We start from the raw sequence: 26,430 nt of genomic DNA on the forward strand, positions 1-26,430 counted from the left end.
ACGCCGCGATACGAGATGGAAACCTACTCCCCCATACCACACCAGCACCTCCTTTTCGGCCACCGAAAGCCCCAAAGGGGTTCCATTCCGCCTGCAGCGGCTGCTCCCACCCATGGCGACCGGCTCAAACGGTTAGGCCGCAGCCTCTATCGGACTCTCGTACCGGTCGTCCTGCTGCTGGCCCTTTCGCACCCCGCCGCCACGGCTCAGGAACGCACCCTCCGCACCGAAACGGTGACGGTTCGCGCCCAGCGGAGCCTGCGCGACATCGGAGCCCAGAAAACACCGCTCGACACCACCGTCCTGCGCGAAAACATCACCAATTCGCTGGCCGACGTACTCTCGCAGAACAGTTCGATCTTCATCAAGTCGTACGGTCGCGGGACGCTGGCCACCGCCTCGTTCCGCGGCACCGCACCGTCGCACACACAGGTGACCTGGAACGGCATGAAGATGAATTCGCCGATGCTCGGGATGGTCGATTTCTCGCTGATCCCCTCCTACCTGATCGACGATGCCGCGCTCTACCACGGGGCCAGCTCGGTCGGGGTGACCGGCGGCGGACTGGGCGGTGCTGTGAGTCTCGGCACACACGCCGCGAAAGAAGAGGGGATCGGTCTGAAATTCGTACAGGGAATCAGCAGTTTCGACACCTACGACGAATTCCTGCGCATCGGCTGGGGCAACCGCCGGTGGCAGACCTCCACCCGCTTCTACTACGTCACCTCCGAAAACGACTTTCCCTACACCAACTACCGGAAAAAGGAGTACGAGACGGATCCCGACGGTGAGATCGTCGGCTACCACTATCCCGAAGAGCGCAACCGGAACGGCGAATATCGCGACCTGCACGTAGTCCAGGACCTCTTCTACGACACCGGCAACGGCAACCGTTGGGGTCTGTCGGTCTGGTACCTCAATTCGCGCCGCGGGGTTCCGATGCTGAACGTCGATTACAAGACCGACAGCCGCAGCCGGAACCAACAGGACGAACAGACGCTCCGCGCCGTGGCCAGCTGGAACCGCCTGCGCGACAACCTGCGACTGTCGGCTCGCGCCGGCTACACCTACACCGATCTGGGATACCACTACTGGGGCGACCCGGGCGGCGACGAACCGCTGGTCGAGATGATCCGCTCGCAGAGCTACGCCCAGACCCTGTACGGCGAATTCGGAGCCGACTACTACCTGGGCGACAAATGGCTCTTCACGGCCCGGGTGACCGGAAACCAGCACTTCGTACAGAGCTCCGACCGAACGGTGACCAACTCGTCGGGCGGCGAATCGAATGTCGGTTACGACGAGGCGCGTTTCGAACTGTCGGGCCTGATCGGCGTCAAGTACCGCCCCACAGAACGGGTCGGCCTCGGACTGGACTTGCGCGAGGAGGTGTGGGGACGGAACACCACGCCGCTGATACCGGCCCTCTTCGTCGACGTGCTGCTTTCGCGCCGCGGCCAGGTATTGTTCAAGGCTTCGGCGGCCCGAAACTACCGCTACCCCACCCTGAACGACCTCTACTTCATGCCGGGCGGCAACGACACGCTGAAAGCCGAACGGGGATGGACCTACGACGCCGGCGTGGAGTTCACCGTGGGCGACCCGCATCTGAAAGAGCACCGCGTGGGATTCAAGGGCGAGGTGACGGCCTACAACTCCTGGATCGACAACTGGATCACCTGGCTGCCCACCTTCAAAGGGTTCTGGTCGCCGGTCAACGTACGGAAGGTGCATGCCTACGGACTGGAGGTGAAGGCCAACCTGGCGGCCGATCTGGGCCGGGGATGGCACCTCGGACTGGACGGCAACTTCGCCATCACACGGTCGATCAACCACGGCGACCCGCAGAGCTGGGCCGACGAATCGATCGGCAAACAGCTGGTCTATATCCCGGTCTACTCGGCCTCGGTGACGGGACGCCTCAGCTGGCGTTCGTGGATGCTGACCTACAAGTGGAACTACTACAGCGAACGCTACACCACTTCGAGCAACGAAACGACAACCCGTTTCGGCGTGCTGGCCCCCTACTTCATGAACGACCTGTCGATCGAAAAGCGTTTCTCGTTCCGCTGGGCGGAGCTTTCGGTCAAGGGAGCTATCAACAACCTGTTCAACGAAGAGTACGAATCGGTGCTTTCGCGGCCGATGGCCCGACGCAACTACGGTCTTTTCATCGGCTTCTCACCGCGCTGGGGCAATAAATAACCCTCTCCCCCACTCTCCTCGCGACACCGCACCTCACCCCAATACCCTTACCGAAAGAGGCTGCCGGAATGATTGAATGTTCATTCCAGCAGCCTCTTGAATAATTATTAACAACGTTGTTAATAACGTCTATTGAATGGTGATCATCATTTGACACTGAATTGCCTTAAACCTTAAGGGGATTTCCGTACACGCCCGGACACCGGCCGATCTGCTTTTCCAAAATAACAGATTGCACGACCATGGAGCGTATCCCCTGCCCGGCCCGCTCTTTTGACTGATTTTACGGAACCGGATCGTAGCCGCTTCCGCCCCAGGGATGACAGCGAAGAAGCCGACGGACGGTCAGATAGAACCCTTTGAAGGGGCCGTATTTGCAAAAAGCCTCCAGTGCATACTGCGAACAGGTCGGCGTAAATCGGCAGGCGTTGGGCAGCAACGGCGAAATAGCTGCCTGGTAGAACCGAATCAGACCGATAAACGGAGCCGAAGCTATTCGGCGGCACCAGTAGCGCCATCCGCGGCGCTCATCCGGCGTTGGTTGCGGATTGTGCATAACTTGTTCAAAATCGAAACGACAGCCCGCTCAATGGTCCGGTAATCGAGCGGTTCGCCCTTGGCCACGTACGACAGTGCCAGATCGACTTTCAGACCGCTCCCCTCGCCCGCCTCGTCGAGCATCTCCTTGTGCAGCCGATAGGCTTCGCGCATCCGGCGTTTGAGCAGATTGCGCGCCACGGCGCGTTTGTGGTTACGTTTCGGGGCGATCACCATCACGCGATTCAGACCATCGCCGTGAAAAAGATAGGTACACTTGACGGGATATACCAAAAACGCCTCTCCGTGAGCGAAGAGGCGTCCTATGTCGCTGCGTCCGGCAAGCCGTTCGGCTTTGGGCAGCGTATGACGCCCCGTAATGGCTGAACTGCTCGACAAACTGTCCATACTTTCTGAATGCTATTCTCCCGCCCCCGAGGGGACGACGGGTCTTATTTGGCGGCTACGCGACGGCTGACCGAGGTTTTGGCGGCAGCTGAAGCGGATTTGGTTTTGGTCGTTTTCTTCACGACGGGAGCCACGACGGGTTCGGGAAGCTCCTTCACGCCGAACTCTTCGACCGATGCACCGCTGCCCAGTGCGGCGATGTATTTGTCGATGGCCATGGTCAGCGAAGGATATTTCGGGGTCGGGGCCAGGATATCGACCGGGAGGCCGGATTTGAGTGCTTCGCGGGCCGTGGCGTTACCCAGCGTGGCGACGATCATCCCTTCAGGCAGGGTGGCGAAGGTCTCGTGCAGCACCTTGACGTCGGCTGCGCTGTAACATGCCACCAACTCGTATTTGGTGATGTCGATGTCCGACAGGTCGGCCGGTACGGAACGGGTCAGGATGATTTTGGTATATTTCACCCCGGTGCGGGCCAGTTGCTGCTGGATTTCCGGTTTGTGCGGGTCGGAGAGGGCCACGAGGAATTTTTCATCCTTGTGTTTGGCCACCACGTCCATCAAATCGGCAAAGGTGGCGGTACCGTAGAAGATCTTGCGTTTGCGGTAGACGATGTATTTCTGCAGGTAGAGCGCGATGGCCTCGGTGACGCAGAAATATTTCATATCTTCGGGGACGGCGATGCGGCACTCCTCGCAAAGACGGAAAAACTGGTCGATGGTTTTGCGCGAGGTGAAGACGACGGCCGTGTGGGCCAGAACATCCACGCGCTGGGCACGGAACTCCTTCACGGTGACACCTTCGATGGTGACGAACGGACGAAAATCGATTTCGACTTTGTGTTTTGAGGTAAGTTCCGAAAAGGGTGATTTGTCGGAGGCCGGAGCCGGCTGAGAGACAAGTATTCTCTTTACTTTCAAGGTGTTCGGCATATGTTTAATTGATCCCACTCTTCCGAATCGCCAGCGCTATAATGAAGCTCACCGGCAGAATTTCGACGGCACAAAGGTACAAAATCCATTGCAATTTAGAAAACAATCGCAATCTAAAGTATTTATATAGAGCCAGGAAGTGGTACCCCACAAGCGCCAGAAGCGCTATCATGCCCAGGTCGAACAGACGTCCGCTGACCCCGACGATCACCGCAATCGGGGTATAAAAAACAGCCATGAAGGTAATGTCGATGCGGTTGATGAAGGTAACCTCCTGGAAGATGGACTTGTCGTCGGTGAGCCACTGCATCACTCCGAAGGCGACCCGTCGGTAGAGCACCACGCAGAGGCTGGCCGCCACGGCTCCCAGAAAGAGGTAATAACTCGCGATACGGGGCAAATGGAGCTCCAGCCAGGCCATAATCAGCGACGAGGCCCCAAGAATGGCCAGCACGATGCCATTGCGCAGGAAATAGGCGAAGTCGGCCCCCTGTTCCTCCATAAGGGTGAGGGTGTTTTCGGTGCTGCCGATGTTTTTCAGACAACTCATCAGGTCGCGCCGGTAGCGATAGAGCAGGTAGCAATAGAAACAGATCAGCACCACCATCACGACCGACGTCTGCCACGGATCTCCCGCGGCCTCCATGCGGTGGAGCGGACCGAACGACTGCATTTCGCCGGCAATCGACGAACCGGCTCCCCAGACCTCGGCGGGCGAGGCAGCCGGGTGGAGCAGCCAGGCGGTGTCGGGCACCACCGAATCGCCAGCCTGCCGCCAAAGGGCATCGTCCCACGGTGCATGTGCAACGACCGTGTGGCTAACCGAATCATATATATAGGATATGGCGGGCGACTCCATGCGAAAAGCGGCAATAATCGACAGATATTCACAACCGGAACAAAGGTAGGGTTTTCCGCCGGAACCGATGTGTATAAGGTGTGCACATTTTTATTTGCAGATATACAATCGACTGATTTTCAGAAGAGAATTATTTTCACAGGTTTGTGAACCGGCTGTGCGCAAATTTTCAAACTTTTCGGGCAAAGCCTCTTGTTTGTTCCGATCGAAAAATTCATATGCACAAATTCGATTCCCGTCCAACAAAAAAATATTTTTTTTCATGAACACCCTTTTTGCCCGTAGCACCCCCGATTGCCGACAAAATCCACAGCCCGGAACACCGTGGATAACTCTTCGGACCGAAGCTGTTGATATTTCACACGATGTACTGTTTATCAGCAAAATACGACGTGGAAAAATGTTTACAAAAAATCAATCGAGTGTTCATATCTGATTGTGCAACCGGAATTTCGACTTTTTATCAACGCCATTCACAACCATTCTTATTCTTCTTTCATAAAATGATATTTACATACTTTTTATTCATAAATAAGAAAATTTCGAGCCGTGGGCGGACACAACTGTTGGCCGGGAGAGGAAAAATTGCTACCTTTGCGCTCCGAAACTCCCTGAGGACAGGGTAATTGAAAGGAGGTTAAGGTTAACTCATCGACCGTTTTTCCTAGAGGGAAAACGAACTAAACAACAAAACGAATTCAGTTCAATCATTCGCAAATCGGGTCCCCGTTGTACGAAACCCGATCGGGAGCTGCCGCCGGGAGGGCGTAACGCTCCGAACCTCTTTTTCACACAAAACTTTAACCACTAAAAAAAGAACTACCATGATAATCATGCCGATCAAAGAGGGCGAAAACATCGAACGCGCTCTGAAAAAATTCAAACGTAAATACGAAAAAACCGGCGTCATCAAAGAACTCCGTGCTCGCCAGTACTTCACCAAACCTTCGGTGAAAAACCGCGTTCAGCGCCTCAAAGCCATCTACGTACAAAGCCTGCAGCGCGAAGAAGAGTAATCTTCCGAGCGGGGGAGAGTAGGGCTGCCTGCGATTGAAGAGTGAGGTGTTGTCCAGGCTTCCCGGCCCGCATAGGCGTAGAAATATTTTCAGAATATCGAGTGCCCGTTTCTCTGTGAAACGTGGCACTCTCTTTTTTGACACCCCGCGAAACCCCGGGCACGACCCTTTCGTGCTGAAAAATATGCCCCGTATCGGTAAAAAATAGAGGGATGAAGGGAAGACTAATCAAAAAATGATTACCTTTAGGGGGTAAATTCGGAGTAAAAGTTTGAGCGATATACGAAATATCGAGCGCGACACGGAGTTCGACGAGCAGATCAGACCTCAGGAACTCAGCGCTTTCAGCGGTCAGGATAAAATCGTGGAGAACCTCTCCATCTTTATCAAAGCCGCCATCATGCGCAACGAAGCGCTGGACCACGTCCTGCTCCACGGACCGCCCGGACTGGGGAAGACCACTCTGGCCAACATCATCACCAACGAGCTGGGTGTGACCATGAAAGTGACCTCCGGACCCGTGCTCGACAAACCCGGCGACCTGGCCGGGCTGCTCACCAACCTCGGTGAGGGAGACGTTCTTTTTATCGACGAAATACACCGCCTGAGTCCCATCGTGGAGGAGTATCTCTACTCCGCCATGGAGGACTACAAGATCGATATCATGCTCGACAAAGGCCCCAGTGCCCGCAGTGTGCAGATCAAGCTGAACCCCTTCACACTGATCGGTGCCACCACCCGCAGCGGACTGCTCACCTCGCCCCTCAGAGCACGATTCGGCATCAACTGCCACCTCCAGTACTACGATGTCGCCACCCTGACCGGAATCATCAAACGGTCGGCCTCCGTGCTCGGCATCCCGATCGAGGATCAGGCAGCAGCCGAGATCGCCCGTCGGTCGCGCGGCACCCCCCGTATCGCCAACGGTCTGTTGCGCCGCGTGCGCGACTTCGCCATGGTGCAGGGCAGCGGACGGATTGAATTGGCCATCACCCGCACCGCCCTCGATGCCCTCGACATCGACACCCGCGGCCTCGACCAGATGGATAACCGGATCCTTTCGACCATTATCCACAAGTTTAACGGCGGTCCCGTGGGGCTAGGCACCATCGCCACCGCCGTGAGCGAGGACGCCGGAACCATCGAAGAGGTGTACGAACCCTTCCTCATCAAAGAGGGGTTCCTGAAGCGGACCCCCCGAGGCCGTGAAGCCACCCCGCTGGCCTATGAACACCTCGGAGTCCCCCTACCCGGAGGAGTGATCCAACAGGGTGAACTGCAATTTTAAACCGCAGACGTTACCGAACGTCCAAGTAATAGAACACAAAACCAATACATAAAACCAAACTGCAATGAAAAAAGTGATTCTGCTGATGGCCGCCCTGATGGCCGTCACCTTCTCCGCCCAGGCACAGAAGAAATCGAAAGCCGAAAAAGCTGCCGAAAAAGCCAAAAAAGAGATGCTGAACGCTCAGCTGATCGACCGCGTGATTCCGGCTAAAAACTTCCAGTTCGTACCCTACGAATACATCCAGACCAACACCGGTACCACCACCATCAACCGGTACGAATACACCAAAGTACGTCCCAACTCGCTCGAAGTCTACATGACCAACTGCCCCGGCGTGAACACCAACCGCTACGAATGGGTATCGTGCGAAAAGAAAAAAGACAACTGGATTGTTCAGATGAAAGCTACCGCCGACAACGGTAACACCCTGAACTTCAACTTTGCCGTTAACTCGAAAACCGGTATTGCCACCCTCAAGGTTCGTTCGAACAAATCGCTCGACCAGAACAACCCCGGTGGTGCCAACTCGATCACCTACAAAGGCAACATCCGCGAATACTAATCGTCCGGACAGCCCATATTCATCCGGAATCCCTTTGACGGGGGTTCCGGATTTTTTTTGCCGTCAAAATACATGAACCCCTTGCAAATAAAGGAGAAACAGTGTATCTTTAAATTCAATAACAATCCCGGAAATGCGCACACAAACCTTATCTTGCAAGCTGATCGGCGCAGCGATGCTGGCCGTGATCCTCGTTTGGGGTGCGCTCGGCCCTGCAACGGCAAAAAAACGGCTCTCCCAACCCGAACAGGTGGCCCAACAGGCCGCCCTCCGCGGACAAACCCCGCGTGATATGGTTGACAGCCTGTTGCACGTGGTCGGTTTTCAATTTATTCCCGGTACGCTGAACGGACAGGTCAACGGCCTCTACGCCATATACAAGTACCGCCCCTCGCCCGATTTTCCGCTGTGGGTCATGATGAACATGGGGGGGCCGCTATACGTGGATAGACAGCATTTCATGCTGAACCGCAGCGAACAGCGCACCATCGACGGAGTCGATATCCGGTCGCTACACTTCAGTTGTTCCGATTCGCTCAACGGTTGTTTCGACCTCCAGTTCCTGGTCGAAGCCGAAACCGGAAAGGCCATGCTCGAAGTGAAGCAGACCGCTCGTGGAGCGCTGCCGCCTCAGAAATTCGAGACCAATCGGAATGATACCACCTTTCTGTTTCAGGGATATATCTTCCCCGAATATCTGCGGTATGCCTACAAAAACGAACGTGCCGCGCAGAACGCCGCCGAGTCGGAGCAGATGCTTGACCGGCTGGTGCCGAGTCTCAACTTCCGGGCCGGAAGCCGGACCATTAACCCCACGCTGCTCGAACGTCAGTTTGCCCGGCTCGTCTACCTCGAAAAGCACAACGATACGTGGTACGTACGGTTCGAATTCCCCGAAAGCAGAAACCGCCATCAGAAAGTAACCGTGCTCGATTACTCCATCAATGCCCGTACGGCCGAGACCTACAGCCGTTCGGGACTGTACGACTTTCTGTTCAAAAACTGGACGCACTATCGCGGAGCGTGTACCTTTACATCGTCCAACTGATCCTTCAGCAGAGAATCCTCTACCTAACCTTACCTAACAAGCAACTATATGAAAATTGAAAAAATGAAAGTCCTGTTCCTCTCCATCGCAGTCTGTCTGCTTGGGGCCGTCGGAACCGTTTCGGCACAGGAAGAAACTGCGGCACCCGATGCTGCGCAAATTGAGAAATGGGTCGAAGAGATGCGTTTTCAATTCGTACCCAATACCCTCCAGGATGACGCAAGTAACGCCGCCTCTGTGCAGGGATACTTTACCAAAACGCCCGATTTCCCGCTGTGGCTGATGATGGATATGGGCGGTGCACTGCTCATCGACAAGGAGCACTATGCGGTCAACAGCGTTGCCAAAGATTCGGACAACGTGTGGATCGTTGACCTCAGCTGCATGGATACCGTCAACGGGTTTTTCAAACTCAATCTGGCTATCGATTCCCAGAGTGGCGAGGCGGCACTGAACCTGGCGACCATTCCCGAAGGCGATATTGCCGTTTATATGGGTAAAATCGGTCCGTATGAAGGTCCCGGTATGCCCGATTTCAAAAACGAAAAGAAGACCGAAGAAGCCAAACTGATGGCTGAAAAAGTCGATGCACTGGTCTCGGCGATGGAGTTCCGAGTAAAGCTCCGTTCCGAACTTTACGGATCGAAATCTGAAGTCAATATCCTGCCCAAACAACTCTGGTTGTGGGATCCGCGTCAGTTCCGGATGAGCGACTATCAGGTGATTTGCCACGAAAAACAGAATGGTATCTGGTACATCCGTCTGAAGCTGGCCGAGAGCACCGAAGTGAGCGAAGAGATGTACCTTGACCTGGCTATCGATTCCTGGACCGGCGAGGTGCACTATCGTCGCGGCTTTGCCGATAAGCTCCGTGCTAACTGGATGGGTATGGTCGATGGGGAAATAGACGGGAAACCCGAGGCTGCTCCAGGCGAACGGACAAAAAAGAAATAGCGATCAGGAAAAATGATTTTCGGTCGGACAGTGGCCGCATGGTGAGAGTGAGGACTCTCATTGTGCGTGCTTTCGGCGAAAAAGCGTAAATTTGTAGGTGGCCGGATACCCATGCCGGCCGCCTTATTTATTGGTGTATGGAGAAAGGAAAACTGAACCAGCAAATCGCACAACAGGAGAACGAAAAAGTCATTCTGGTCGCCATCATCCGCGACCGGCAGGAGATACGCGAAGTAGAGGAGTACCTCGATGAACTGCGCTTTCTGGCCGAGACGGCCGGTTTGGAGACCGTAGCCACCTTTACCCAGAAGTTGCCCTATCCCGACAAGCGCACCTTTGTCGGCAGCGGGAAACTGCAGGAGATCAAGGAGTATCTGACCGACAGCGAGATCAGCATCGTCATTTTCGACGACGAACTCTCGCCCTCACAGACCCGAAACCTCGAAAAAGAGCTCGGCATCAAGATCATGGACCGTACGCGGCTCATCCTCGACATCTTTGCCCAGCGGGCTACCACGGCCTATGCCAAGACCCAGGTCGAACTGGCTCAGTTGCAATACCTGCTGCCCCGGCTGACCGGGATGTGGACCCACCTCGAACGTCAGCGAGGCGGTACCGGCACCCGTGGTGGGGCAGGGGAGCGCGAGATCGAAACCGACCGGCGTATTATTCGCGACCGCATCGCACGCCTCAAGGAGCAGCTCGTCAAGGTCGACCGACAGATGGCTACCCAGCGCAGCGGACGCGGATCACTGGTTCGCGTGGCGCTGGTAGGCTATACCAACGTCGGGAAGTCCACCCTGATGAACCTGCTCAGCAAAAGCGAAGTCTTTGCCGAAAACAAACTCTTCGCCACGCTCGACACCACCGTGCGAAAGGTTGTGCTCGAAAACCTCCCCTTCCTGCTCTCCGACACCGTCGGATTTATCCGCAAATTGCCCACTCAACTGGTCGAATCCTTCAAGTCGACGCTCGACGAAGTGCGTGAGGCCGACCTGCTGCTCCACGTGGTAGACATTTCGCACCCCGGTTTCGAGGATCAGATCAACGTCGTCAACCAGACCCTGCGCGATATCGGAGCCGGTGACAAACCCGTCTTCCTGATCTTCAACAAGGTCGATGCCTACACCTACGTACGGAAAGAGGCCGACGACCTGCTGCCCGAGACGCGCGAAAACTGGACCCTCGAGCAGCTGCAGCACAGTTGGATTGCCCGTAACGACGGCAAACCCTGCATCTTCATCTCGGCCCGCGAGCGAACCAACATCGACCGCCTGCGCAAGGATCTTTACGGTATGGTGCGTGAGATTCACGAAGGCCGATACCCGTTCAACAACTACCTCTACTGATGTCAGACAACCTCCCAAACCGAATTTTCACCGATACCACTTCGGACGACCGGTTCGAAGCCCTGGCACTCGACATTTTCCGTTTTCAGGCCAGTCAGTGCGCCCCCTATCGGCAATACGTCGAGTTGCTCGGCATCGATCCGGCAGCCGTTTCGAGCGTGCAGGATATTCCCTATCTGCCCGTCGAGCTGTTCAAAACCCACCGTGTCTGGAGCGCCGATCCCGACCGTCAGGCCGAAGCGGTCTTCACCAGCAGCGGTACCACCGGCAGCGAGACCAGTCGCCACGAAGTGGCTGTGGCCGCACTTTACGACGAGTCGTTCAGTCGCGGGTTCGAACATTTTTACGGTCCGGCCTCCCGGTGGAGCATCTTTGCGCTGTTGCCCTCCTACCTGGAACGCAGCGGCTCCTCGCTGGTGTGGATGGTGGAGCGGTTGCAGGCTCAAAATCGGGCCCGTGGAGGCTTCTTTCTCTACGACCACGATAAACTGACCCAAGAACTGCAAAAAGCGGCTCAAAATGGCGAAAAAATCCTCCTGATTGGGGTGGCTTTTGCCTTGCTCGACTATGCGGAGTACCTCGAGACGCACGGAATCAGGCTGACGCTTCCGGCCGACGCCGTCGTGATGGAGACCGGAGGGATGAAGGGGCGCCGCCGCGAAATTTCGCGCGAGGAGATGCACACGACCCTTTGTCGGGCGTTCGGGGTGGGAGTCATCCACTCCGAGTACGGCATGACCGAACTCCTCTCGCAGGCCTATTCTGCCGGCGAGGGACTGTTCCGTTGTCCCCCGTGGATGCGCGTCCGCACGCGTGACCTGCAAAGTCCGCTCACGGCTCTGTCCGCCGGCGAAACGGGCGGTATCGACATTATCGACCTGGCCAACCTTTGGTCCTGTTCGTTCCTCTCCATTCAGGATCGCGGCATCGTCTACGACGACGGCTCGTTCCGCGTGCTGGGGCGTATCGAAGGCGCGCAGCTGCGCGGCTGTAACATGTTGATCGAATAAGAGAAAGGAATCGAACTCATGGCATCGGCAGCGCAACTCCTCAAAAAACTGGCCTCGCAGACCGCCGTTTACGGCATCAGCGCCATTCTCTCCAAGTTTCTGAACTACCTGCTCACCCCCTTCCTGACCCGTGTGATGCCCGACGCAACCTACGGTCAGGTGAATCTGCTGTACGGGATCATCCCCTTTGCCAACGTGATCCTGACCATGGGGCTCGCCACCGGTTACTTCCGTTATGCCGCCAAGTGTCAGACGCTCGGCGACAAACGCCAGCTGTTCACCACCACCTGGGGAGCCGTCAGCTTCATGGCCCTGCTATTCGGGCTGCTGATGGGGCTCGGCAACAATTCACTGGCCGAGACGATGCGTCTTGCGCCCGAATGTATCGCCGCGATGACTGCTCTGATCGTCGTGGACAACATTGCCGCCATACCGCTGGCCGCCCTTCGCGAGCAGGGCAAGGCCGTCTATTACACGGTGGTCAACGTCAGCGGGGTGCTGGTCAACCTCGTTGCCTGTATCCTCTTTTACACCTACATTCCGGGGGCTTCGACCAATCCGCTCTGGGTGCTCGTGGCCAACCTGATCGCCAGCACCGTGTCGCTGTTGCTGCTGTTGCCCAATACCTTGCGGCTCGTCTCGTCGGCCTTTTCGATGCGTCTGCTCCGCAGCATCTTTACCTATTCGATTCCGCTGATGATGGCCGGAATCATGGGCGTTTCGGGCGACTTTATCGATCGCCAGCTGATCTATTACATGCTGCCTCCCGGCGAAGCCGATGCGCAGCTCGGGATCTATACCGCCGTGGTGAAAATCGCAGCCCTGCTGATGATTTTCCGGCAGATATACACCCTTGGGGCGGAGCCATTCTTCCTTCAGGGCTTTTCGAAGGAGGATTTCCGGTCGGCCAATGCCGCCGCCACCAAATACTTCATCATTGCCGGGATTGCCATCTACCTGCTGCTGGCGCTCTTCGACCAGGAGTTTGCCTACATCGTCGGTTCCGATTACCGGGGAGGGATGGGGATACTTCCGCTGTTGCTCTTTGCCAATCTGCTGGCCGGCGTTCTGGTGAACCTTTCGTTCTGGTACAAGGCGGCCGACAAGACCCGAGTGGCTATCTACATCACCGGATTCGGTGTGGTCGTTACGCTGATTATCAACATGATGCTCATCCCGAAGATGGGGTATTACGGGGCTGCCGTGGCACGCGTCGTCTCGATGGTGCTGATGGTGACGCTCAGTTACTGCCTGTGTCAGAAATATTTTCCCGTTCCGTTCGACCTGCGTCGTATCGGTTTCTATTTCCTGCTGGGCGGTGTCATCTTTGCGCTCTCCTATGCAACGGCCCTTTTGCCTGACTGGGGACGTATTACGCTCAATTTTTTACTACTTTTGATTTACCTCCTGACGGCCCTCAAAGTTGAACTCCGGGGCCGCAGCATTCGTTCGTTATGGAAAAAGTAAAGGTTATCAACCGTTCCGGCAATCCGCTGCCGGCATATGAAACGTCCCAGGCGGTGGGACTCGACGTGCGCGCCGCCATCGACCAGCCGATTACGATCGCACCGCTCCAGCGCGTGATGGTGCCCACGGGGCTCTATTTTCAGATTCCCGAAGGGTATGAAATCCAGGTGCGCCCCCGCAGCGGACTGGCCGCCAAACACGGTATTACGGTGATCAATTCGCCCGGTACGATCGACCCCGACTATCGCGGTGAACTGAAAGTGCTGTTGGTGAACCTCTCGAACGAATCCTTCGAATTGAAACCCGGTGAGCGCGTAGCGCAACTCGTTTTTGCCCGTTACGAGCGGTTGCAGTGGGAAGAGGCCGTGGTGTTGGACGAGACGCAGCGCGGGGCGGGTGGATTCGGCTCGACCGGTTCGCACTAATCCCCTCCGCGTCGCAACATCCGCCTACCGGCGACCGTTTATTCAGTATTCCGTCCTTTCGCTCTCGGGAGTGTTCGGGGACCGGCGTGTGGTGATTTTCAAAGCGAGCGTTGTTACCCGTCGTCCGTGGAGGGAAGGTCGTTGCCGTGGCTGTGTGAACAGCTTGCGCGCCGGTGAACTGTCGGTCGGGTAGGGCGGGGTAGGGTGTGCATGTCGTGCTGACGCCGTTGTGAGACTGATGTATAGTGAAGACCATCGTATGCTTAAAAGAAGTGCCATATATCTGTTTTTCAGTAGTTTGTTGATCATCCTCTCGACTGTTGCCGCCGATGCCCGCGGAAGCCGGCTCAGGCAGCAGGAGCATGCCTCATATCTATACCTTGAGGGAGTACGGCTGCAGAATCTCGGTGCAGCGCGTCAGGCAGCACGGATGTTCGAAGCCGCTTTGCGACGCGTTCCTCAGCATGCGGCGTCGTACTACCGTCTGTCGATGTTGGCACGTGACATGTCTCTGCCTGCCGAAGCGCTTGTCTATGCCCGTCAGGCCTACCTGTTGGACTCCACTTGTACCGATTATATTGACAATTACGGTCGGATGTTGAGCATGACCGGTAACTATGCTCAGGCCGAACCGCTGTTTGAAAAACTGTTGGCGAGCGATTCATCCGATTTCGAGACGATGTTTCTGCTGGCCGTACTCAAAAACGAAGCCACCCGTTACGATGAAGTGCTTGAGCTGATCGATACGGCCGAGGTACGTGGCGGTCTGCGCCCTGCGTTTGTCGATCTGAAGCGTCAGGCATTGATCCGCAAGGAGCGTTACTCCGATGCCTACGACTATATGTCGGAAGTGTGTGAACAGATGCCCGGCAACCCCACTTTCCGCATACAGTTTGCCGAATTGGCTGCTGCCCTGCGGCGTGACAGCGTGGCGCTGGCCAACTACCATACGGCCATCGAAATTGATTCCGCGGCGCTGGCTCCGCGTCTTGCGCTGGCCGAGTATTATCGCATTAATGATGTTTGGCCAGACTTTCTGGAGGCGTTGGTTCCCGTGTTCGAACATAGCGACTTCCCGATTCAGGATAAGGAGCAATATTTCGAGCTATACGTGAAGAGCCGGCCCGACGTGTATCGGCAGTATTTCGTCTATATGGCCCGTTTGGCCAATGCAGCGCTGCAAGCCGCACCCGACGACCCGAAAGCAAAGGCTTTTTATGCCAAACACCTGCTATACAGTGGTCAATTCGACCTGGCCCACCGCTATCTGACCGATCAGATTACCCTCGGTGGTGCCCCCATACAGTGTTATCGCGACGTTATTGAGCTGGCCCAATACCGCGAACAGCCTGATACCGTGACCAAATACCTTGCACTGGCTGAGGCACAGTTCCCGCACAACCCTGAGTTGGCCATGACCAAGCTTTATACGCAATTTCAGGCCGGCGATACGCTGGCGGCCATTGAGACGGCCCGCGAGGTGATCCGTTACTCCCGGAACGACTCCATCACCAGTTCGGCATACGGTTTTTGCGGCGATATGGCCCATCTGCAGGGAGATAACAAATCGGCCTATCGGTATTACGAGAAGGCGTTGAAACTCAAGCCCGACAGCCCGATCGTGCTGAACAACTTCGCATACTATCTGAGCGAGGAACAGCGCGATTTGGAACGAGCTTTGCAGATGGCAGAGAAAGCCAATGAACTGGAGCCGCAGAATGCCACCTATATCGATACCCATGCCTGGGTGCTTTACCAGTTGGGCCGGTACGAGGAGGCGCAGACTGTGATGCGTCGTGCACTGGTGCTCGATGCAAACAACAGTTCCGAACTGTTGTTACACTATGGTGACATCCTCTACGCTCTCGGCCAGACCTTCATGGCCCAGACCTATTGGCAGCGTGCGCTCGAAGCCGGTGCCGATGGTGTCGTGATCGAAGCACGTCTGCGTCAGTTGGGCGAGTAGAGAAGGGGCGGCAGATATTTTTCGTTGCGTGTCGAATCGCTAAGTTATGAAGAGACCTACCCGATATACCGACCGGTTACATCGCATGCTGATTTTCGCGGCGCTGTTGGCCGCGTGTCCGATGCTGGCCGAAGGGCAGGAGCATGTTCGTGAGGAGATCCGACAGGCCGAAGCCGAGATTGCCCGAATCAACAAGTTGGTGGGCGACACCCGGAAGGAGCAGGGGACGACACTCGACCACCTGAAATTGGTCGGGACCAAAATCGAGAAGCGACAGAAGATCGTCAGCGGCATCGAAAGCGAGATGGGAAGCCTCTCGGGCGAGCTGCGGTCGAAGTCCGCTGAAGTCTCGCAGCTCCAAAAGGAGTACGATGAGCTAAAGAGCAGATATTCAGCACTTATTCGAATCGCCTACAAAAATTATCGAAATAATTCGTTTCTCTCGTTCATCTTCTCGGCGCGTGACTTTACAGACGCGGCACGAAGACTTTATTATGTTAAACAAATCAGTGCCGATCTGGAGAAAAAGGCCGCTGAGATCGAAGCCCTCGGCAAGAAGCTCGGAACTGAAGTGACCGAGCTCAATGAGCGGAAGGGTCAACTTTCGGAGTTGCAGAAGCAGCATGCCGACGAAGTGAAGGAGTTGGAGAACGAGCGCGTGCAGTTGAAGAAGACCCAAGACGCGCTGAAGGGAAAAGAGAAGCAGCTGTTGGCCGAGGCAGAAAAGCGTCGCAAGCAGATTGCCGAATTGGAACGTCAGTTACAGGCAGCGGTCAAGGAAGAGGTGAAGAAGTCGGGTGGTCAGGCTGCCGCATCCGGCCCGCTGACGGCCCAGTTCGAGGCTCGAAAGGGCAAACTGATGCGCCCGGTCGATGGGGTAGTAGTGGACAGCTACGGACTCCACAACCATCCGACACAGAAGGGCGTCAAGGTGAACAACAAGGGCGTGAACATGGCGGCCGCAGCCGGCAGCCAGGTCCAGTGCGTCTTTGCCGGCGAGGTGCGCAAGGTCTTTTTCTTCCAGGGACTGGGCAACTCGGTGATGGTTCGCCACGGTTCTTACCTGACGATTTACGCCAATCTCGAATCGGTTTTCGTGCGTGAGGGCGAGAAGGTGATGGAGGGCACACCGATCGGAACGGTGGCCAAGGCCGCTCCCGGCCAGCAGGCTACGCTCCATTTCGAGGTTTGGAAAGAGAGTGAAAACCTGAATCCGGAACTTTGGATCCGGCGTTAAAACTGATATACTATGGCAATAACGTTCAACTCGGAAGACACGAAATTCAACATCTCGGGCAGCAAGCGTGACGTTTCGGCCTGGGTACGTGCGGCGGTCGCGGAGGAGGGGTTCAAGGTCGGTGAGATCAATGTGATTTTCTGCAGCGATCCCTATCTGTTGGAGATCAATCGTCACTACCTTCACCACGACTATTTTACGGACATCATTACGTTTGACTACTGCGAAAACGGTGTCCTGTCGGGCGATCTGTTCATCAGCGTCGACACGGTCAAGGCCAATTCGGAGGAGTATCAGGTGATGTTCCACGTGGAACTTTTGCGTGTTATTATTCACGGTGTCATGCATTTGGCCGGGTATAAGGATAAAACCGATCCCGATGCTGCCAAAATGCGTGAACGTGAAAATCACTATCTCGCCAAAGCCCCCGTAGGGCTGCTGGAGGGAGTAAACTACCGTAAGTAGAGATGAAATTCGAATACGATATTGTGGTGGTCGGCGGAGGTCATGCCGGTTGCGAAGCGGCTGCAGCTGCTGCCAATATGGGCATGCAAACGCTGCTCGTGACCATGGATATGAACAAACTGGCCCAAATGTCCTGTAATCCGGCCGTGGGAGGCGTTGCAAAGGGGCAGATTGTCCGCGAAATCGACGCGTTGGGCGGTCAGATGGCCATTGTAACCGACCGGACGACGCTTCAATTCCGCATGCTGAACCGTTCGAAAGGGGCCGCCATGTGGAGCCCGCGGGCACAGTGCGATAAGTATGCCTTTTCGCGGGAGTGGAGGAGGGTGCTGGACTCGACGGACAACCTGTACATGTGGCAGGATAGCGTAACGGGACTGCTGCTCTCCGATGATAATAAGCGGATTGAGGGGGTCGTGACGCAACTCGGCGTGCGTTTCCGGGCGCGTCGCGTTATCCTGACCAACGGAACTTTCCTGAACGGTCTGATGCATGTGGGGACGGCGCAGGCCGAGGGAGGCCGATCCGGCGATATGCCGAGTCATGGACTCTCCGAGCAGCTCTGCCAGATCGGCTTTGAAGTCGACCGTATGAAGACCGGGACGCCGGCCCGTCTTGATGCGCGAACGATCGATTTTGCACGTCTCGAACCACAGTATGGTGACGAGCAGCCCGAAAAATTTTCTTTTCTCCCCTCGGTCGAGCCTGTTCCGTTCGAGCGTCAAATGCCTTGTTATCTGGTCTATACGTCGCTGCGGGTGCACGATACGCTGCGTACGGGTTTCGACCGTTCGCCGCTTTTCACCGGTGTTATCCGAGGCAAAGGGCCCCGTTATTGTCCCAGTATAGAGGACAAGTTGCGCACGTTTGCCGATAAGGAGCAGCACCAGTTGTTTCTTGAACCGGAGGGGCGATCGACGAATGAATACTACCTGAACGGGTTTTCGTCGTCGCTGCCCTGGGAGGTGCAGGTGGCGGCCATGCAGCAGATCGAAGGACTCGAAAATGTCCAGATTTACCGTCCCGGTTATGCCATCGAATACGACTATTTTCCGCCGACGCAGCTCTACCATACGCTCGAAACCAAGCGGGTAGAGGGGCTCTATTTTGCCGGTCAGATCAATGGTACGACCGGTTACGAGGAGGCTGCGGCACAGGGGCTGATGGCCGGAATCAACGCGGTGCTTAGCCTGCGTGGCGAAGAGCCCTTTATTTTGGGCCGCGACGAGGCTTACATCGGCGTGTTGATCGATGACCTGGTGACCAAGGGGGTCGATGAGCCCTATCGTATGTTTACGAGTCGTGCTGAATACCGCATCCTGTTGCGTCAGGATAATGCTGATCGCCGTTTGACACCGGCCGGCCGACGGATCGGTCTGGTGACGGACGAGCGCTGGGAGGCTTTTACGGCTTCAGAAGGGCGTATCGAGGCACTCACCGAGCGGCTGAATGAGATGAATGTTGCACCCGAGGAGGTGAATGGTTATCTGGCTTCGGTCGGCGAGTCGCCGATCACTCAGCGGCGCAAGGCGGTCGAACTTCTGTTGCGTACCGGTGTAACCCTTGCCGCGATGGCCGATGCTTTGCCCGAATTGAGGCGTTTTATGCTGGAAATCGGCGCAGTGAAGGAGGATGTCCAGGCGGTCGAGATTGCGGCGAAATATGCCGGCTATATCGAGCGAGAACGTATGGTGGCCGAGAAGATGAAGCGGCTCGAAGGAATCAAGATCCCCGTCGGGTTTGATTTTGAGGCGCTGCATTCACTCTCTATCGAGGCGCGTCAGAAACTGACCCGTATCCGGCCGCTTACGATTGCTCAGGCATCGCGCATTCCGGGGGTTTCGCCGGCTGATATTAACGTTTTGCTGGTCTATTTCGGTCGGTAGGGTAGTGTTCCACGTGGAACAATTGGCCATTTGGAAAACTCGACCGAAAAGGGTATATTTGATGAAGTTTCCTGATAAGAAATTCCTGCCCCAGGGCTGTAGATTATGAAAAAATTAGTGGGTAATTCCGATCTGGGTATTCCTTATACCACCGTACTGAACCGGGCCATCGTCAAACTGGTTCAGTCGATGTTCGGTATCAATAAAATCAACCACCTCTACGCCGAGGCTTCGACGAAAGAGGGGGTGGAGTTCGCCCAGGCTGTCCTCGATCAGCTCGAAGTCAGCATTGCCGGTGAGCCCAGACTTGACGTTATCCCTCGAAAAGGCGCCTTCGTGCTTGTCTCCAACCACCCCTATGGTGCGCTGGACGGCCTGATTCTGATGGTGCTGGTCGCCCGGATCAGACCCGATGTGAAATTTCTTGGAAACTTCCCCCTGTCGAGAATCGATACGCTGAACGATTTTTTTCTGCCAGTCGATCCGTTCTACCACAAAAACAGACGCAATATCAAGGGAGCACGGAGTGCTGTGGAACACCTGAAAAGCGGCAAACCGCTCGTGGTATTTCCCGCCGGTGATGTCTCGACTTACCAAAAGGCCTTTTCGAAAATCGAAGACAATCCCTGGTCGCTTTCGGTGGCCAAGTTGATCCGAAAAGCTGGTGTGCCGGTCATTCCGACCTATGTAGATGGAAGTAACAGCCTGAAGTTCCATCTGTTGGGGAAAATTCACCCGATGTTGCAAACCGTGCGCCTGCCGCTCGAACTGACCAATAAAAAGGGATGTTCGGTTCCGGTTGTGATGGGTGCTCCGGTCTCGGCGAAACTGATCCGCGAGATCGGTGATGTGCAAAGTATTTCCGATTTCTTGCGGGCAAACGTCTACTGTCTGCGTTCGCTGCTGGCTTCTGATGCCTCGGAGGATCGGGAAGGGGCTAAGGCGGCGAATAAAGCCGTACGTGGCAAATCCGAAAAAGAGGAGACGGAAGGGGCAGTCGAAGAGATTGCGCCGGTCAACCCCGACTTGTTGCAACGCGAGTTGGATGCCATTGCCGATACGCGGATGGTGACGCGGGTGGGGGATATGTGCCTCTACTGTGCTCCGATGGCCGATATTCCTATGACCATGCACGAGATCGCGCGTCTGCGCGAAGAGGCGGCTCGCGAAACAGGCAGAAGTCTGCCCGATGCCAGTGATCCGCACGACGATCTGTATCGCCACCTGTTTGTCTGGGATGCCCGTTTGCGGGCCGTTGTCGGTGCCTATCGGGTCGGTTTCGGCGATGAATTGCTGGAAAAACGCGGATTTGAGGGGTTCTACTCCTACACGCTGTTCGAGTTTTCGCGCCATTTGCAAGAGGTTCTGAAGCAGTCAATTGAACTGGGAAGCTCGTTCATCGTGTCGGGCTATGCCTGCCGTTCGCAGACGATGCTGCTGTTGTGGAGGGGTGTGATGCATGTCTTGCTGGAGAATCCGTCGTATCGCTACCTGATGGGGCCTGTGACCATGCCGAGCGGTTATGCCGTGGCTGCCAAGTGGTTACTGGTCGATTATGTCAAGGCGAACCACTGGAACAGTGAGCTGGCCCGTTATGCGGTGCCGCGGAACGGAGTTGGTGCGCTGGGTCGTGCGGTTGTCGATGAGTCGCTCGTGCGCAGCATCCGTTCGGCTGACGCGATCGATAAGCTGGTACGCGATGTCGACCCCTCGGGACAGGGTATGCCGATGCTGATGCGCAAATATTTGCAGCTCGGCGGGCGTGTCATGGGCTTCAATGTCGATCCCGCGCAGGGCGATGCGCTGGATGCAATGCTGATTCTGGATCTCCAGGAGGTGCCCAAAGCCGAAATTGTCCGGATGGCGAGATAAGTGAGCGCTTCGGGGGCGTAAGACCGGGCAGCCGTGATTCCGTTGCGATGTCGTGTCTTGTGAGTGGAGCAGTGCGGAGCCAGGGGTGTAACGGCAGTTGGCTGTGCAAGTTGAATTGAAATTGTTTCACGTGGAACATTATGGGGAGAAGACTGGTACAAAATATTACGTCGGAGTATTTCGAGGCGACGTCTGCGCTGCAGAAACGGAACCGCGTGATGGTCTATGTAGAAGGGTACGACGATATCCCCTTCTGGCGTGCCATCTTCGACGAGTTCGAAACACCCGACCGACGGTTCGAAATTTCGACGCCCGCCCGCAACGACCTCGCCAAAGGGAAAAAGGTTGTGCTTCAGTTTGCACCCCAGGCCGGTCGGAACCTGATCCTCTGCGTCGATTCGGATTTCGATTATCTCTTCGGTGATCTCTCGTCGCAGTCCCGGATGGTTAACCATACCCCTTTCCTGCTGCAAACCTACACCTATGCCATCGAAAACTACCTCTGCTATCCGCCGTCGCTGCACTCGGTCTGTGTGCGGGCTACGAAAAAGGATGTGCACCTGTTTGATTTCGAGGAGTTTATGCGTGAGTATTCGCGCATTATCTATCCCGTGTTCGTCTGGTATGCCTTTGCGGCACGGGTCGATCGACCCACCATCTTCACGCTGGCCGACTTCCGGAATACGGTTAAGATCAACTTTATCAATGTGGAGGAAAACGGCGAGGATACGCTCGTGTGGCTCGAAAAACAGGTCGCCAAACGACTGAAATTTCTCCGAACCAAACACCAGCGCTGGCTGTCCGAAGTCGAAAAATTCGAGGCCTACCTCAAGGAACGCGGAGTCGTCCCCGAAGAGACGCACCTCTACATGCAGGGCCATACGCTGATGGACAACGTGGTCTCGGTGGTGGTCGGCACGGTGTGCAACGCGCTGCGGAAACTGGCCGTCAGACAGATTATGGGCAGCTCGCGCCAGGGCCTGCCGCTCAACAACGAGCTCAGCTCGTACAACAATGTGCTCTCGGACGTGGACGAACTGCTCAAAATCAATACCGGATACCGTTCGTGTCCGCTTTTTGCCAAACTGCACGGCGATATTGTCCGAATGCTCGGAGATTGAGAAATCTCGCTAAAAATCGTTATCTTGGCGACTGGTTCGTACCCATGGGGACGGGCCGGTCGTTTTTTAAATTGAGATCAAATGTCGAAATATAACGGTTTCCGTCGCGTAGGACGGTGTGTGCGGGTCGTGTGCGGAGTGGCTTTCTCGCTGGGGGTGATGGTGTCGTGTTCGAAGGAACTCACACCGGAAGAGGCGTTGATCAGCATCGTCGAGCAACCTGAATTCCAGGTGCCGTACTTTGCGCCGATCCGTGTCGGTGAGCAGGTGCTGACCGGCGACAATCACAAAAACAGCGATGAATATATCCGCAAACATTACGGTTCGCTGATCGATGCCGGTCTGCTGGAGGTCAAACAGTCCGACCGCAATACGTGGCGGACGGTGATCGACGTGCAGCTGACCCAGAAGGGCCTGGCGATGTCGGACAAACGGCGTGCGACCGACGAAGAAGCGTATGTGCAGGTTTGTCGTATGGTGCCGGTCCGCATCGAGGAGTTCCGGACGGTGACCGAAAACAAAGTGATCGAATGTACCTACGTATTCGAAGAGCGCGACATTACTCCTTTCGGCGAATACAAGGGCTTCCAGCAGGGGCGTAGCTACAAGGATCGGCGGACGTTTGTCCGCGCGCGCGGCTCCTGGCATGTGCAGTAGCTCTTTCTCCGGTTAGGATGGCGTACGGGGGCGAATCGGGACTGTTTGCGTGCAGGTAGCGTTTTCTGAGGATTTTTCGGGCCTCCCGATAGAAAAGGGATATGCTCGGTATTGAAAGCTGTTAAACATGATTTGGATATGAAAAAATGGGTATCTGAGTTCAAAAAGTTCGCCATGCGCGGCAATGTCGTCGATATGGCGGTCGGGATCATTATCGGTGCGGCTTTCGGGAAAATCGTCAGCTCGCTGGTCAGCGACATCGTGATGCCTCCGATCGGTGTTTTGCTCGGAGGGGTCGATTTTTCGAATCTGGCCGTTACCATCAAGGCCGCTACGGAGGATACGCCGGCCGTGGTGATCTCATACGGCAAGTTTATTCAGACCGTTATCGATTTTCTGATTATTGCGGCGTCGATCTTTGCGCTGATTAAATGCATCAATGCCGTCAAGTCCAAGGCGGAAACCGCGGCAGAAAAAGCAGAAGCCGAAAAACCCTCCAAAGAGGAGCTGCTGCTGACCGAAATCCGGGACCTGCTGAAAGAGAAAAAATAGAGTCCTCCGAGTGTGTCAGATAATTATCACAATAGCGGCTAGGGAGTGTGGAGGATATGCTGTCAATGGATGGAGGAGATGTCTCCCTTCTGCCGACTGTAAAGAATTTCAAGGAAAAATATGGGACTGATCGCAACACTTAGCAAAAAAGATAAAAAAGAAATACCTTCGCTCAGCGAATTAATTCAAATGGGGAACCACAAGACCATGAGAAATCTGTTGATTACCGGAGGAGCCGGTTTTATCGGGTCGCACGTTGTGCGCCTCTTCTGTCAGAAATACCCGGACTACCAGATCTACAACCTCGATAAACTGACCTACGCCGGGAACCTCGAAAACCTGAAAGATGTTGCCGCTTCGTGTCCCAACTACCACTTCATCAAGGGGGACATCTGTGACATCGAGCACATGCGGCGGATCTTTGCCGAATGTCAGATCGACGGCGTGATCCACCTGGCTGCCGAAAGCCATGTCGACCGTTCGATCCGGGATCCTTTTGCGTTTGCCAACACCAACGTGCTCGGCACCCTCTCGCTGTTGCAGGCCGCACGCGAGGCGTGGGACGGAGCGATGGGAGGCAAACTCTTCTACCACGTCAGCACTGACGAAGTGTACGGGTCGCTGCACGAACCCGGAACCTTCTTTGTGGAGACGACGCCCTACGATCCGCAGTCGCCCTATTCGGCCTCGAAAGCCTCGAGCGACCACTTTGTACGCGCATTCCACAACACCTACGGGCTGCCCGTCGTGATCTCCAACTGCTCGAACAACTACGGCCCCAACCAGTTCCCCGAAAAGCTCATTCCGCTTTTCATCAACAACATCCGTCACAACAAGCCCCTGCCCGTGTACGGCACCGGCGAGAACGTGCGCGACTGGTTGTACGTGGTGGACCATGCCCGTGCCATCGATACTATTTTCCACAGCGGGCGCGTCGGGGAGACCTACAACATCGGCGGTTTCAACGAGTGGCGTAATATCGACCTGATTCGGGTGATGATCGCCACCGCTGATCGTCTACTGGGACGTCCCGCCGGCACCAGCGAAAAACTGATTACCTACGTGCAGGACCGTGCCGGACACGACAAACGTTACGCCATCGACTCCACCAAACTCCACAAGGAACTCGGCTGGGAACCCTCGCTGCAGTTCGAAGAGGGGATCGAGAAGACCATCCGCTGGTACCTCGACAACCAGGAGTGGCTCGACAACATCACCAGTGGTGCTTACGAGCGTTATTACGAAGAGATGTACGGCAACCGGTAGACTGGAGGAAGAGGAGCGATGGAGACGATGACCGAAGGAGAGGCATTGCAGATCGTGATGGTCGGTTACGGCAACCGCGCGCGGACCTATGCCGACTATCTGCGCCGCACGGCCGTAGCCACGGCCCGTCCCGGTTGTCGCGTCGTCGCCATTGTCGAACCCAATCCGATTCGCCGCACGGCCGCTCTGACCGCCTTTGGGCTTCCGCCTGAGGCCGGATTTGCCGACTGGGAAGCCTACTTGGCCGCTTCGGCCGTTCGGACCGATTTACAGGGCGTTCAGGCCGCCATCGTGACCACGCCCGACCACCAGCACTACGGGATTGCCCTGTCGGCTCTGCAGGAGCGGGGCTACCACGTGTTGCTGGAGAAACCCATCGCGCAAAGCTACCGGGAGTGTCTCGACATTGCCCGCGTCGCCCGCCAGCGCAACCGCATCGTCGGCATCTGCCACCCGTTGCGGTACCACCCCTTTTTTGTGAAGTTCCGCGAGTTGGCCCGCGATACGTCACGCATCGGTCGGATCGTCAGCATCTCCTATGCCGAGAATATCGGTCTCGACCGCATGACCCACGCCTTTGTGCGCGGTTTGTGGCGCAATCGGGAGGCCAGCAACACCCTGCTCGTCTCGAAATGCTGCCACGACATTGACTATCTGGTATGGCTGACCGGTTCCACCGCCACCCGGGTGCAGACCACCGGCAGCCTCTCCCTTTTCCGGCCCGAACGGGCTCCGGAGGCCAACGGCGGAGCCGAACGGTGTCTGGAGTGTCCGATGGAGCGTGAGTGTCCCTTTTCGGCCGTGGAACTCTATCTGAGGCGGCGGAAGTGGCTGCGCCACTTCGACCTGCCCGACGGCTTCGGCGACGGCGATATCCGCCGCGTGCTGCGCGATACGAGCTATGGCCGTTGTGTCTATCGGGTCGGCGACAACGACGTGTGGGACCATCAGTCCGTGCAGATTGCGCTGGCCGACGGAGTCTCCGTCACCCTGGCGGTGAACGGCGTGACCGGAGTCGAAGGACGCCGGATTCACGTCATGGGTTCCAAAGGCGAACTGTGGGGCGACGAACATACCATTCGGTTTCAGAGCTATCCCACGGCCGGTCTGCCCTCCGATCAGGCCCGGCAGGAGTGGCATTTTGCCGCCCTGGCCGACGCTCCCGGTCATGCCGGAGCCGACTATGCCATTGTCGAAGACTTTTTGAACGGTGTCCATGCCATGCAGCAGAGCGGAGCGGAACCCCGCTGGCCGCTGTGCGATATCCGGCACTCCATGGAGGCCTACCGCATTGCCTTTCTGGAGAACGACCCGACCGACGATATGCGGTAATTCCGCCGTTTTT

Annotated in this window: 24 protein-coding genes; 20 read left to right on the forward strand and 4 right to left on the reverse strand. The window is 56.1% G+C overall.

The window, feature by feature from the left end; all coding sequences use genetic code 11:
• The first annotated feature begins 15 nt into the window (after nt 1-15).
• On the forward strand, nt 16-2,205 hold the full coding sequence (locus BQ5379_RS07090; protein ID WP_083377642.1) for a TonB-dependent receptor: 2,190 nt from the start codon (nt 16-18) through the stop codon (nt 2,203-2,205).
• Between the two features lie 283 nt (nt 2,206-2,488).
• On the opposite strand, the gene yidD is transcribed toward BQ5379_RS07090, so the two are convergent.
• Genes yidD through BQ5379_RS07105 form a run of 4 tightly spaced genes read right to left on the reverse strand, consistent with a single transcriptional unit; the run spans nt 2,489 to nt 4,941 of the window.
• A complete protein-coding gene (yidD, locus tag BQ5379_RS11040) occupies nt 2,489-2,761 on the reverse strand; it encodes a membrane protein insertion efficiency factor YidD (protein WP_083377643.1) in 273 nt (90 codons plus the stop codon).
• A complete protein-coding gene (locus BQ5379_RS07095) occupies nt 2,698-3,150 on the reverse strand; it encodes a ribonuclease P protein component (RefSeq protein WP_071134789.1) in 453 nt (150 codons plus the stop codon). Before BQ5379_RS07095 ends, yidD begins: the two co-directional genes overlap by 64 nt.
• A gap of 44 nt (nt 3,151-3,194) precedes the next feature.
• Nucleotides 3,195-4,082, reverse strand: coding sequence for a uroporphyrinogen-III synthase (locus BQ5379_RS07100; RefSeq protein WP_071134790.1), 888 nt, complete (start codon nt 4,080-4,082; stop codon nt 3,195-3,197).
• Between the two features lie 4 nt (nt 4,083-4,086).
• Nucleotides 4,087-4,941, reverse strand: coding sequence for a DUF4271 domain-containing protein (locus tag BQ5379_RS07105; protein WP_071134791.1), 855 nt, complete (start codon nt 4,939-4,941; stop codon nt 4,087-4,089).
• Between the two features lie 824 nt (nt 4,942-5,765).
• Here BQ5379_RS07105 and rpsU point away from each other — a divergent pair.
• The 19 genes from rpsU (at nt 5,766) to BQ5379_RS07200 (ending at nt 26,417) form a co-directional block, all read left to right on the forward strand.
• Nucleotides 5,766-5,957, forward strand: coding sequence for a 30S ribosomal protein S21 (rpsU, locus tag BQ5379_RS07110; RefSeq protein WP_071134792.1), 192 nt, complete (start codon nt 5,766-5,768; stop codon nt 5,955-5,957).
• Between the two features lie 271 nt (nt 5,958-6,228).
• Complete coding sequence (gene ruvB, locus BQ5379_RS07115) at nt 6,229-7,245, forward strand: Holliday junction branch migration DNA helicase RuvB (RefSeq protein WP_071134793.1); 1,017 nt, start codon at nt 6,229-6,231, stop codon at nt 7,243-7,245.
• A gap of 64 nt (nt 7,246-7,309) precedes the next feature.
• Nucleotides 7,310-7,810 carry a hypothetical protein gene (locus tag BQ5379_RS07120; RefSeq protein WP_071134794.1) on the forward strand — a complete coding sequence of 167 codons (501 nt, stop codon included), beginning with the start codon at nt 7,310-7,312 and terminating at the stop codon, nt 7,808-7,810.
• Nucleotides 7,811-7,943: 133 nt separating this feature from the next.
• Complete coding sequence (locus tag BQ5379_RS07125; RefSeq protein ID WP_143039410.1) at nt 7,944-8,858, forward strand: hypothetical protein; 915 nt, start codon at nt 7,944-7,946, stop codon at nt 8,856-8,858.
• A gap of 48 nt (nt 8,859-8,906) precedes the next feature.
• On the forward strand, nt 8,907-9,812 hold the full coding sequence (locus BQ5379_RS07130; RefSeq protein WP_143039411.1) for a hypothetical protein: 906 nt from the start codon (nt 8,907-8,909) through the stop codon (nt 9,810-9,812).
• 137 nt (nt 9,813-9,949) lie between these two features.
• On the forward strand, nt 9,950-11,161 hold the full coding sequence (gene hflX / locus BQ5379_RS07135) for a GTPase HflX (protein WP_071134797.1): 1,212 nt from the start codon (nt 9,950-9,952) through the stop codon (nt 11,159-11,161).
• Nucleotides 11,161-12,171, forward strand: a complete 1,011-nt coding sequence (locus BQ5379_RS07140) for a LuxE/PaaK family acyltransferase (RefSeq protein WP_071134798.1) — start codon at nt 11,161-11,163, stop codon at nt 12,169-12,171. The genes hflX and BQ5379_RS07140 overlap by 1 nt, the downstream gene beginning before the upstream one ends.
• A gap of 18 nt (nt 12,172-12,189) precedes the next feature.
• Nucleotides 12,190-13,638 (forward strand): lipopolysaccharide biosynthesis protein, encoded by a 1,449-nt coding sequence (locus BQ5379_RS07145; RefSeq protein ID WP_071134799.1) that lies wholly within the window; start codon nt 12,190-12,192, stop codon nt 13,636-13,638.
• Entirely contained in the window at nt 13,626-14,063 is a 438-nt protein-coding gene (gene dut / locus BQ5379_RS07150) for a dUTP diphosphatase (protein ID WP_071134800.1), read from the forward strand. Before BQ5379_RS07145 ends, dut begins: the two co-directional genes overlap by 13 nt.
• Before the next feature lie 259 nt (nt 14,064-14,322).
• Nucleotides 14,323-16,029: a tetratricopeptide repeat protein gene (locus BQ5379_RS07155; protein ID WP_159431229.1), complete on the forward strand. Its 1,707-nt coding sequence runs from the start codon at nt 14,323-14,325 to the stop codon at nt 16,027-16,029.
• A 46-nt stretch (nt 16,030-16,075) separates the two neighbouring features.
• Nucleotides 16,076-17,266, forward strand: a complete 1,191-nt coding sequence (locus tag BQ5379_RS07160) for a murein hydrolase activator EnvC family protein (protein ID WP_083377644.1) — start codon at nt 16,076-16,078, stop codon at nt 17,264-17,266.
• Nucleotides 17,267-17,278: 12 nt separating this feature from the next.
• Nucleotides 17,279-17,731, forward strand: a complete 453-nt coding sequence (ybeY, locus tag BQ5379_RS07165; RefSeq protein ID WP_071134803.1) for an rRNA maturation RNase YbeY — start codon at nt 17,279-17,281, stop codon at nt 17,729-17,731.
• Nucleotides 17,732-17,733: 2 nt separating this feature from the next.
• Nucleotides 17,734-19,617: a tRNA uridine-5-carboxymethylaminomethyl(34) synthesis enzyme MnmG gene (mnmG, locus tag BQ5379_RS07170; RefSeq protein WP_071134804.1), complete on the forward strand. Its 1,884-nt coding sequence runs from the start codon at nt 17,734-17,736 to the stop codon at nt 19,615-19,617.
• Between the two features lie 105 nt (nt 19,618-19,722).
• Nucleotides 19,723-21,489 carry a lysophospholipid acyltransferase family protein gene (locus BQ5379_RS07175; protein ID WP_083377645.1) on the forward strand — a complete coding sequence of 589 codons (1,767 nt, stop codon included), beginning with the start codon at nt 19,723-19,725 and terminating at the stop codon, nt 21,487-21,489.
• Between the two features lie 140 nt (nt 21,490-21,629).
• Nucleotides 21,630-22,610 (forward strand): DUF4435 domain-containing protein, encoded by a 981-nt coding sequence (locus BQ5379_RS07180; RefSeq protein ID WP_071134806.1) that lies wholly within the window; start codon nt 21,630-21,632, stop codon nt 22,608-22,610.
• 81 nt (nt 22,611-22,691) lie between these two features.
• On the forward strand, nt 22,692-23,267 hold the full coding sequence (locus BQ5379_RS07185) for a hypothetical protein (RefSeq protein WP_071134807.1): 576 nt from the start codon (nt 22,692-22,694) through the stop codon (nt 23,265-23,267).
• A gap of 138 nt (nt 23,268-23,405) precedes the next feature.
• Nucleotides 23,406-23,819, forward strand: a complete 414-nt coding sequence (gene mscL / locus BQ5379_RS07190) for a large-conductance mechanosensitive channel protein MscL (protein ID WP_071134808.1) — start codon at nt 23,406-23,408, stop codon at nt 23,817-23,819.
• 207 nt (nt 23,820-24,026) lie between these two features.
• Nucleotides 24,027-25,085: a dTDP-glucose 4,6-dehydratase gene (gene rfbB / locus BQ5379_RS07195; RefSeq protein WP_071135583.1), complete on the forward strand. Its 1,059-nt coding sequence runs from the start codon at nt 24,027-24,029 to the stop codon at nt 25,083-25,085.
• An 18-nt stretch (nt 25,086-25,103) separates the two neighbouring features.
• Nucleotides 25,104-26,417 carry a Gfo/Idh/MocA family protein gene (locus BQ5379_RS07200; RefSeq protein WP_071134809.1) on the forward strand — a complete coding sequence of 438 codons (1,314 nt, stop codon included), beginning with the start codon at nt 25,104-25,106 and terminating at the stop codon, nt 26,415-26,417.
• Nucleotides 26,418-26,430: the final 13 nt, after the last annotated feature.

Source organism: Millionella massiliensis, assembly GCF_900104655.1.
GTDB lineage: Bacteria > Bacteroidota > Bacteroidia > Bacteroidales > Rikenellaceae > Rikenella > Rikenella massiliensis.

Excerpts from the sequence above, each read along its gene's own strand:
- BQ5379_RS07160 (WP_083377644.1), top strand. The coding sequence starts at position 16,076 with ATGAAGAGACCTACCCGATATACCGACCGGTTACATCGCATGCTGATT.
- BQ5379_RS07090 (WP_083377642.1), top strand. The coding sequence starts at position 16 with ATGGAAACCTACTCCCCCATACCACACCAGCACCTCCTTTTCGGCCAC.
- hflX (WP_071134797.1), top strand. The coding sequence starts at position 9,950 with ATGGAGAAAGGAAAACTGAACCAGCAAATCGCACAACAGGAGAACGAA.
- BQ5379_RS07125 (WP_143039410.1), top strand. The coding sequence starts at position 7,944 with ATGCGCACACAAACCTTATCTTGCAAGCTGATCGGCGCAGCGATGCTG.
- mnmG (WP_071134804.1), top strand. The coding sequence starts at position 17,734 with ATGAAATTCGAATACGATATTGTGGTGGTCGGCGGAGGTCATGCCGGT.
- rfbB (WP_071135583.1), top strand. The coding sequence starts at position 24,027 with ATGAGAAATCTGTTGATTACCGGAGGAGCCGGTTTTATCGGGTCGCAC.
- dut (WP_071134800.1), top strand. The coding sequence starts at position 13,626 with ATGGAAAAAGTAAAGGTTATCAACCGTTCCGGCAATCCGCTGCCGGCA.
- mscL (WP_071134808.1), top strand. The coding sequence starts at position 23,406 with ATGAAAAAATGGGTATCTGAGTTCAAAAAGTTCGCCATGCGCGGCAAT.
- ybeY (WP_071134803.1), top strand. The coding sequence starts at position 17,279 with ATGGCAATAACGTTCAACTCGGAAGACACGAAATTCAACATCTCGGGC.
- BQ5379_RS07130 (WP_143039411.1), top strand. The coding sequence starts at position 8,907 with ATGAAAATTGAAAAAATGAAAGTCCTGTTCCTCTCCATCGCAGTCTGT.
- BQ5379_RS07105 (WP_071134791.1), bottom strand. The coding sequence starts at position 4,941 with ATGGAGTCGCCCGCCATATCCTATATATATGATTCGGTTAGCCACACG.
- BQ5379_RS07200 (WP_071134809.1), top strand. The coding sequence starts at position 25,104 with ATGGAGACGATGACCGAAGGAGAGGCATTGCAGATCGTGATGGTCGGT.
- BQ5379_RS07145 (WP_071134799.1), top strand. The coding sequence starts at position 12,190 with ATGGCATCGGCAGCGCAACTCCTCAAAAAACTGGCCTCGCAGACCGCC.
- BQ5379_RS07185 (WP_071134807.1), top strand. The coding sequence starts at position 22,692 with ATGTCGAAATATAACGGTTTCCGTCGCGTAGGACGGTGTGTGCGGGTC.
- BQ5379_RS07140 (WP_071134798.1), top strand. The coding sequence starts at position 11,161 with ATGTCAGACAACCTCCCAAACCGAATTTTCACCGATACCACTTCGGAC.
- BQ5379_RS07095 (WP_071134789.1), bottom strand. The coding sequence starts at position 3,150 with ATGGACAGTTTGTCGAGCAGTTCAGCCATTACGGGGCGTCATACGCTG.
- BQ5379_RS07155 (WP_159431229.1), top strand. The coding sequence starts at position 14,323 with ATGCTTAAAAGAAGTGCCATATATCTGTTTTTCAGTAGTTTGTTGATC.
- rpsU (WP_071134792.1), top strand. The coding sequence starts at position 5,766 with ATGATAATCATGCCGATCAAAGAGGGCGAAAACATCGAACGCGCTCTG.
- BQ5379_RS07180 (WP_071134806.1), top strand. The coding sequence starts at position 21,630 with ATGGGGAGAAGACTGGTACAAAATATTACGTCGGAGTATTTCGAGGCG.
- BQ5379_RS07100 (WP_071134790.1), bottom strand. The coding sequence starts at position 4,082 with ATGCCGAACACCTTGAAAGTAAAGAGAATACTTGTCTCTCAGCCGGCT.
- BQ5379_RS07175 (WP_083377645.1), top strand. The coding sequence starts at position 19,723 with ATGAAAAAATTAGTGGGTAATTCCGATCTGGGTATTCCTTATACCACC.
- yidD (WP_083377643.1), bottom strand. The coding sequence starts at position 2,761 with ATGCACAATCCGCAACCAACGCCGGATGAGCGCCGCGGATGGCGCTAC.
- BQ5379_RS07120 (WP_071134794.1), top strand. The coding sequence starts at position 7,310 with ATGAAAAAAGTGATTCTGCTGATGGCCGCCCTGATGGCCGTCACCTTC.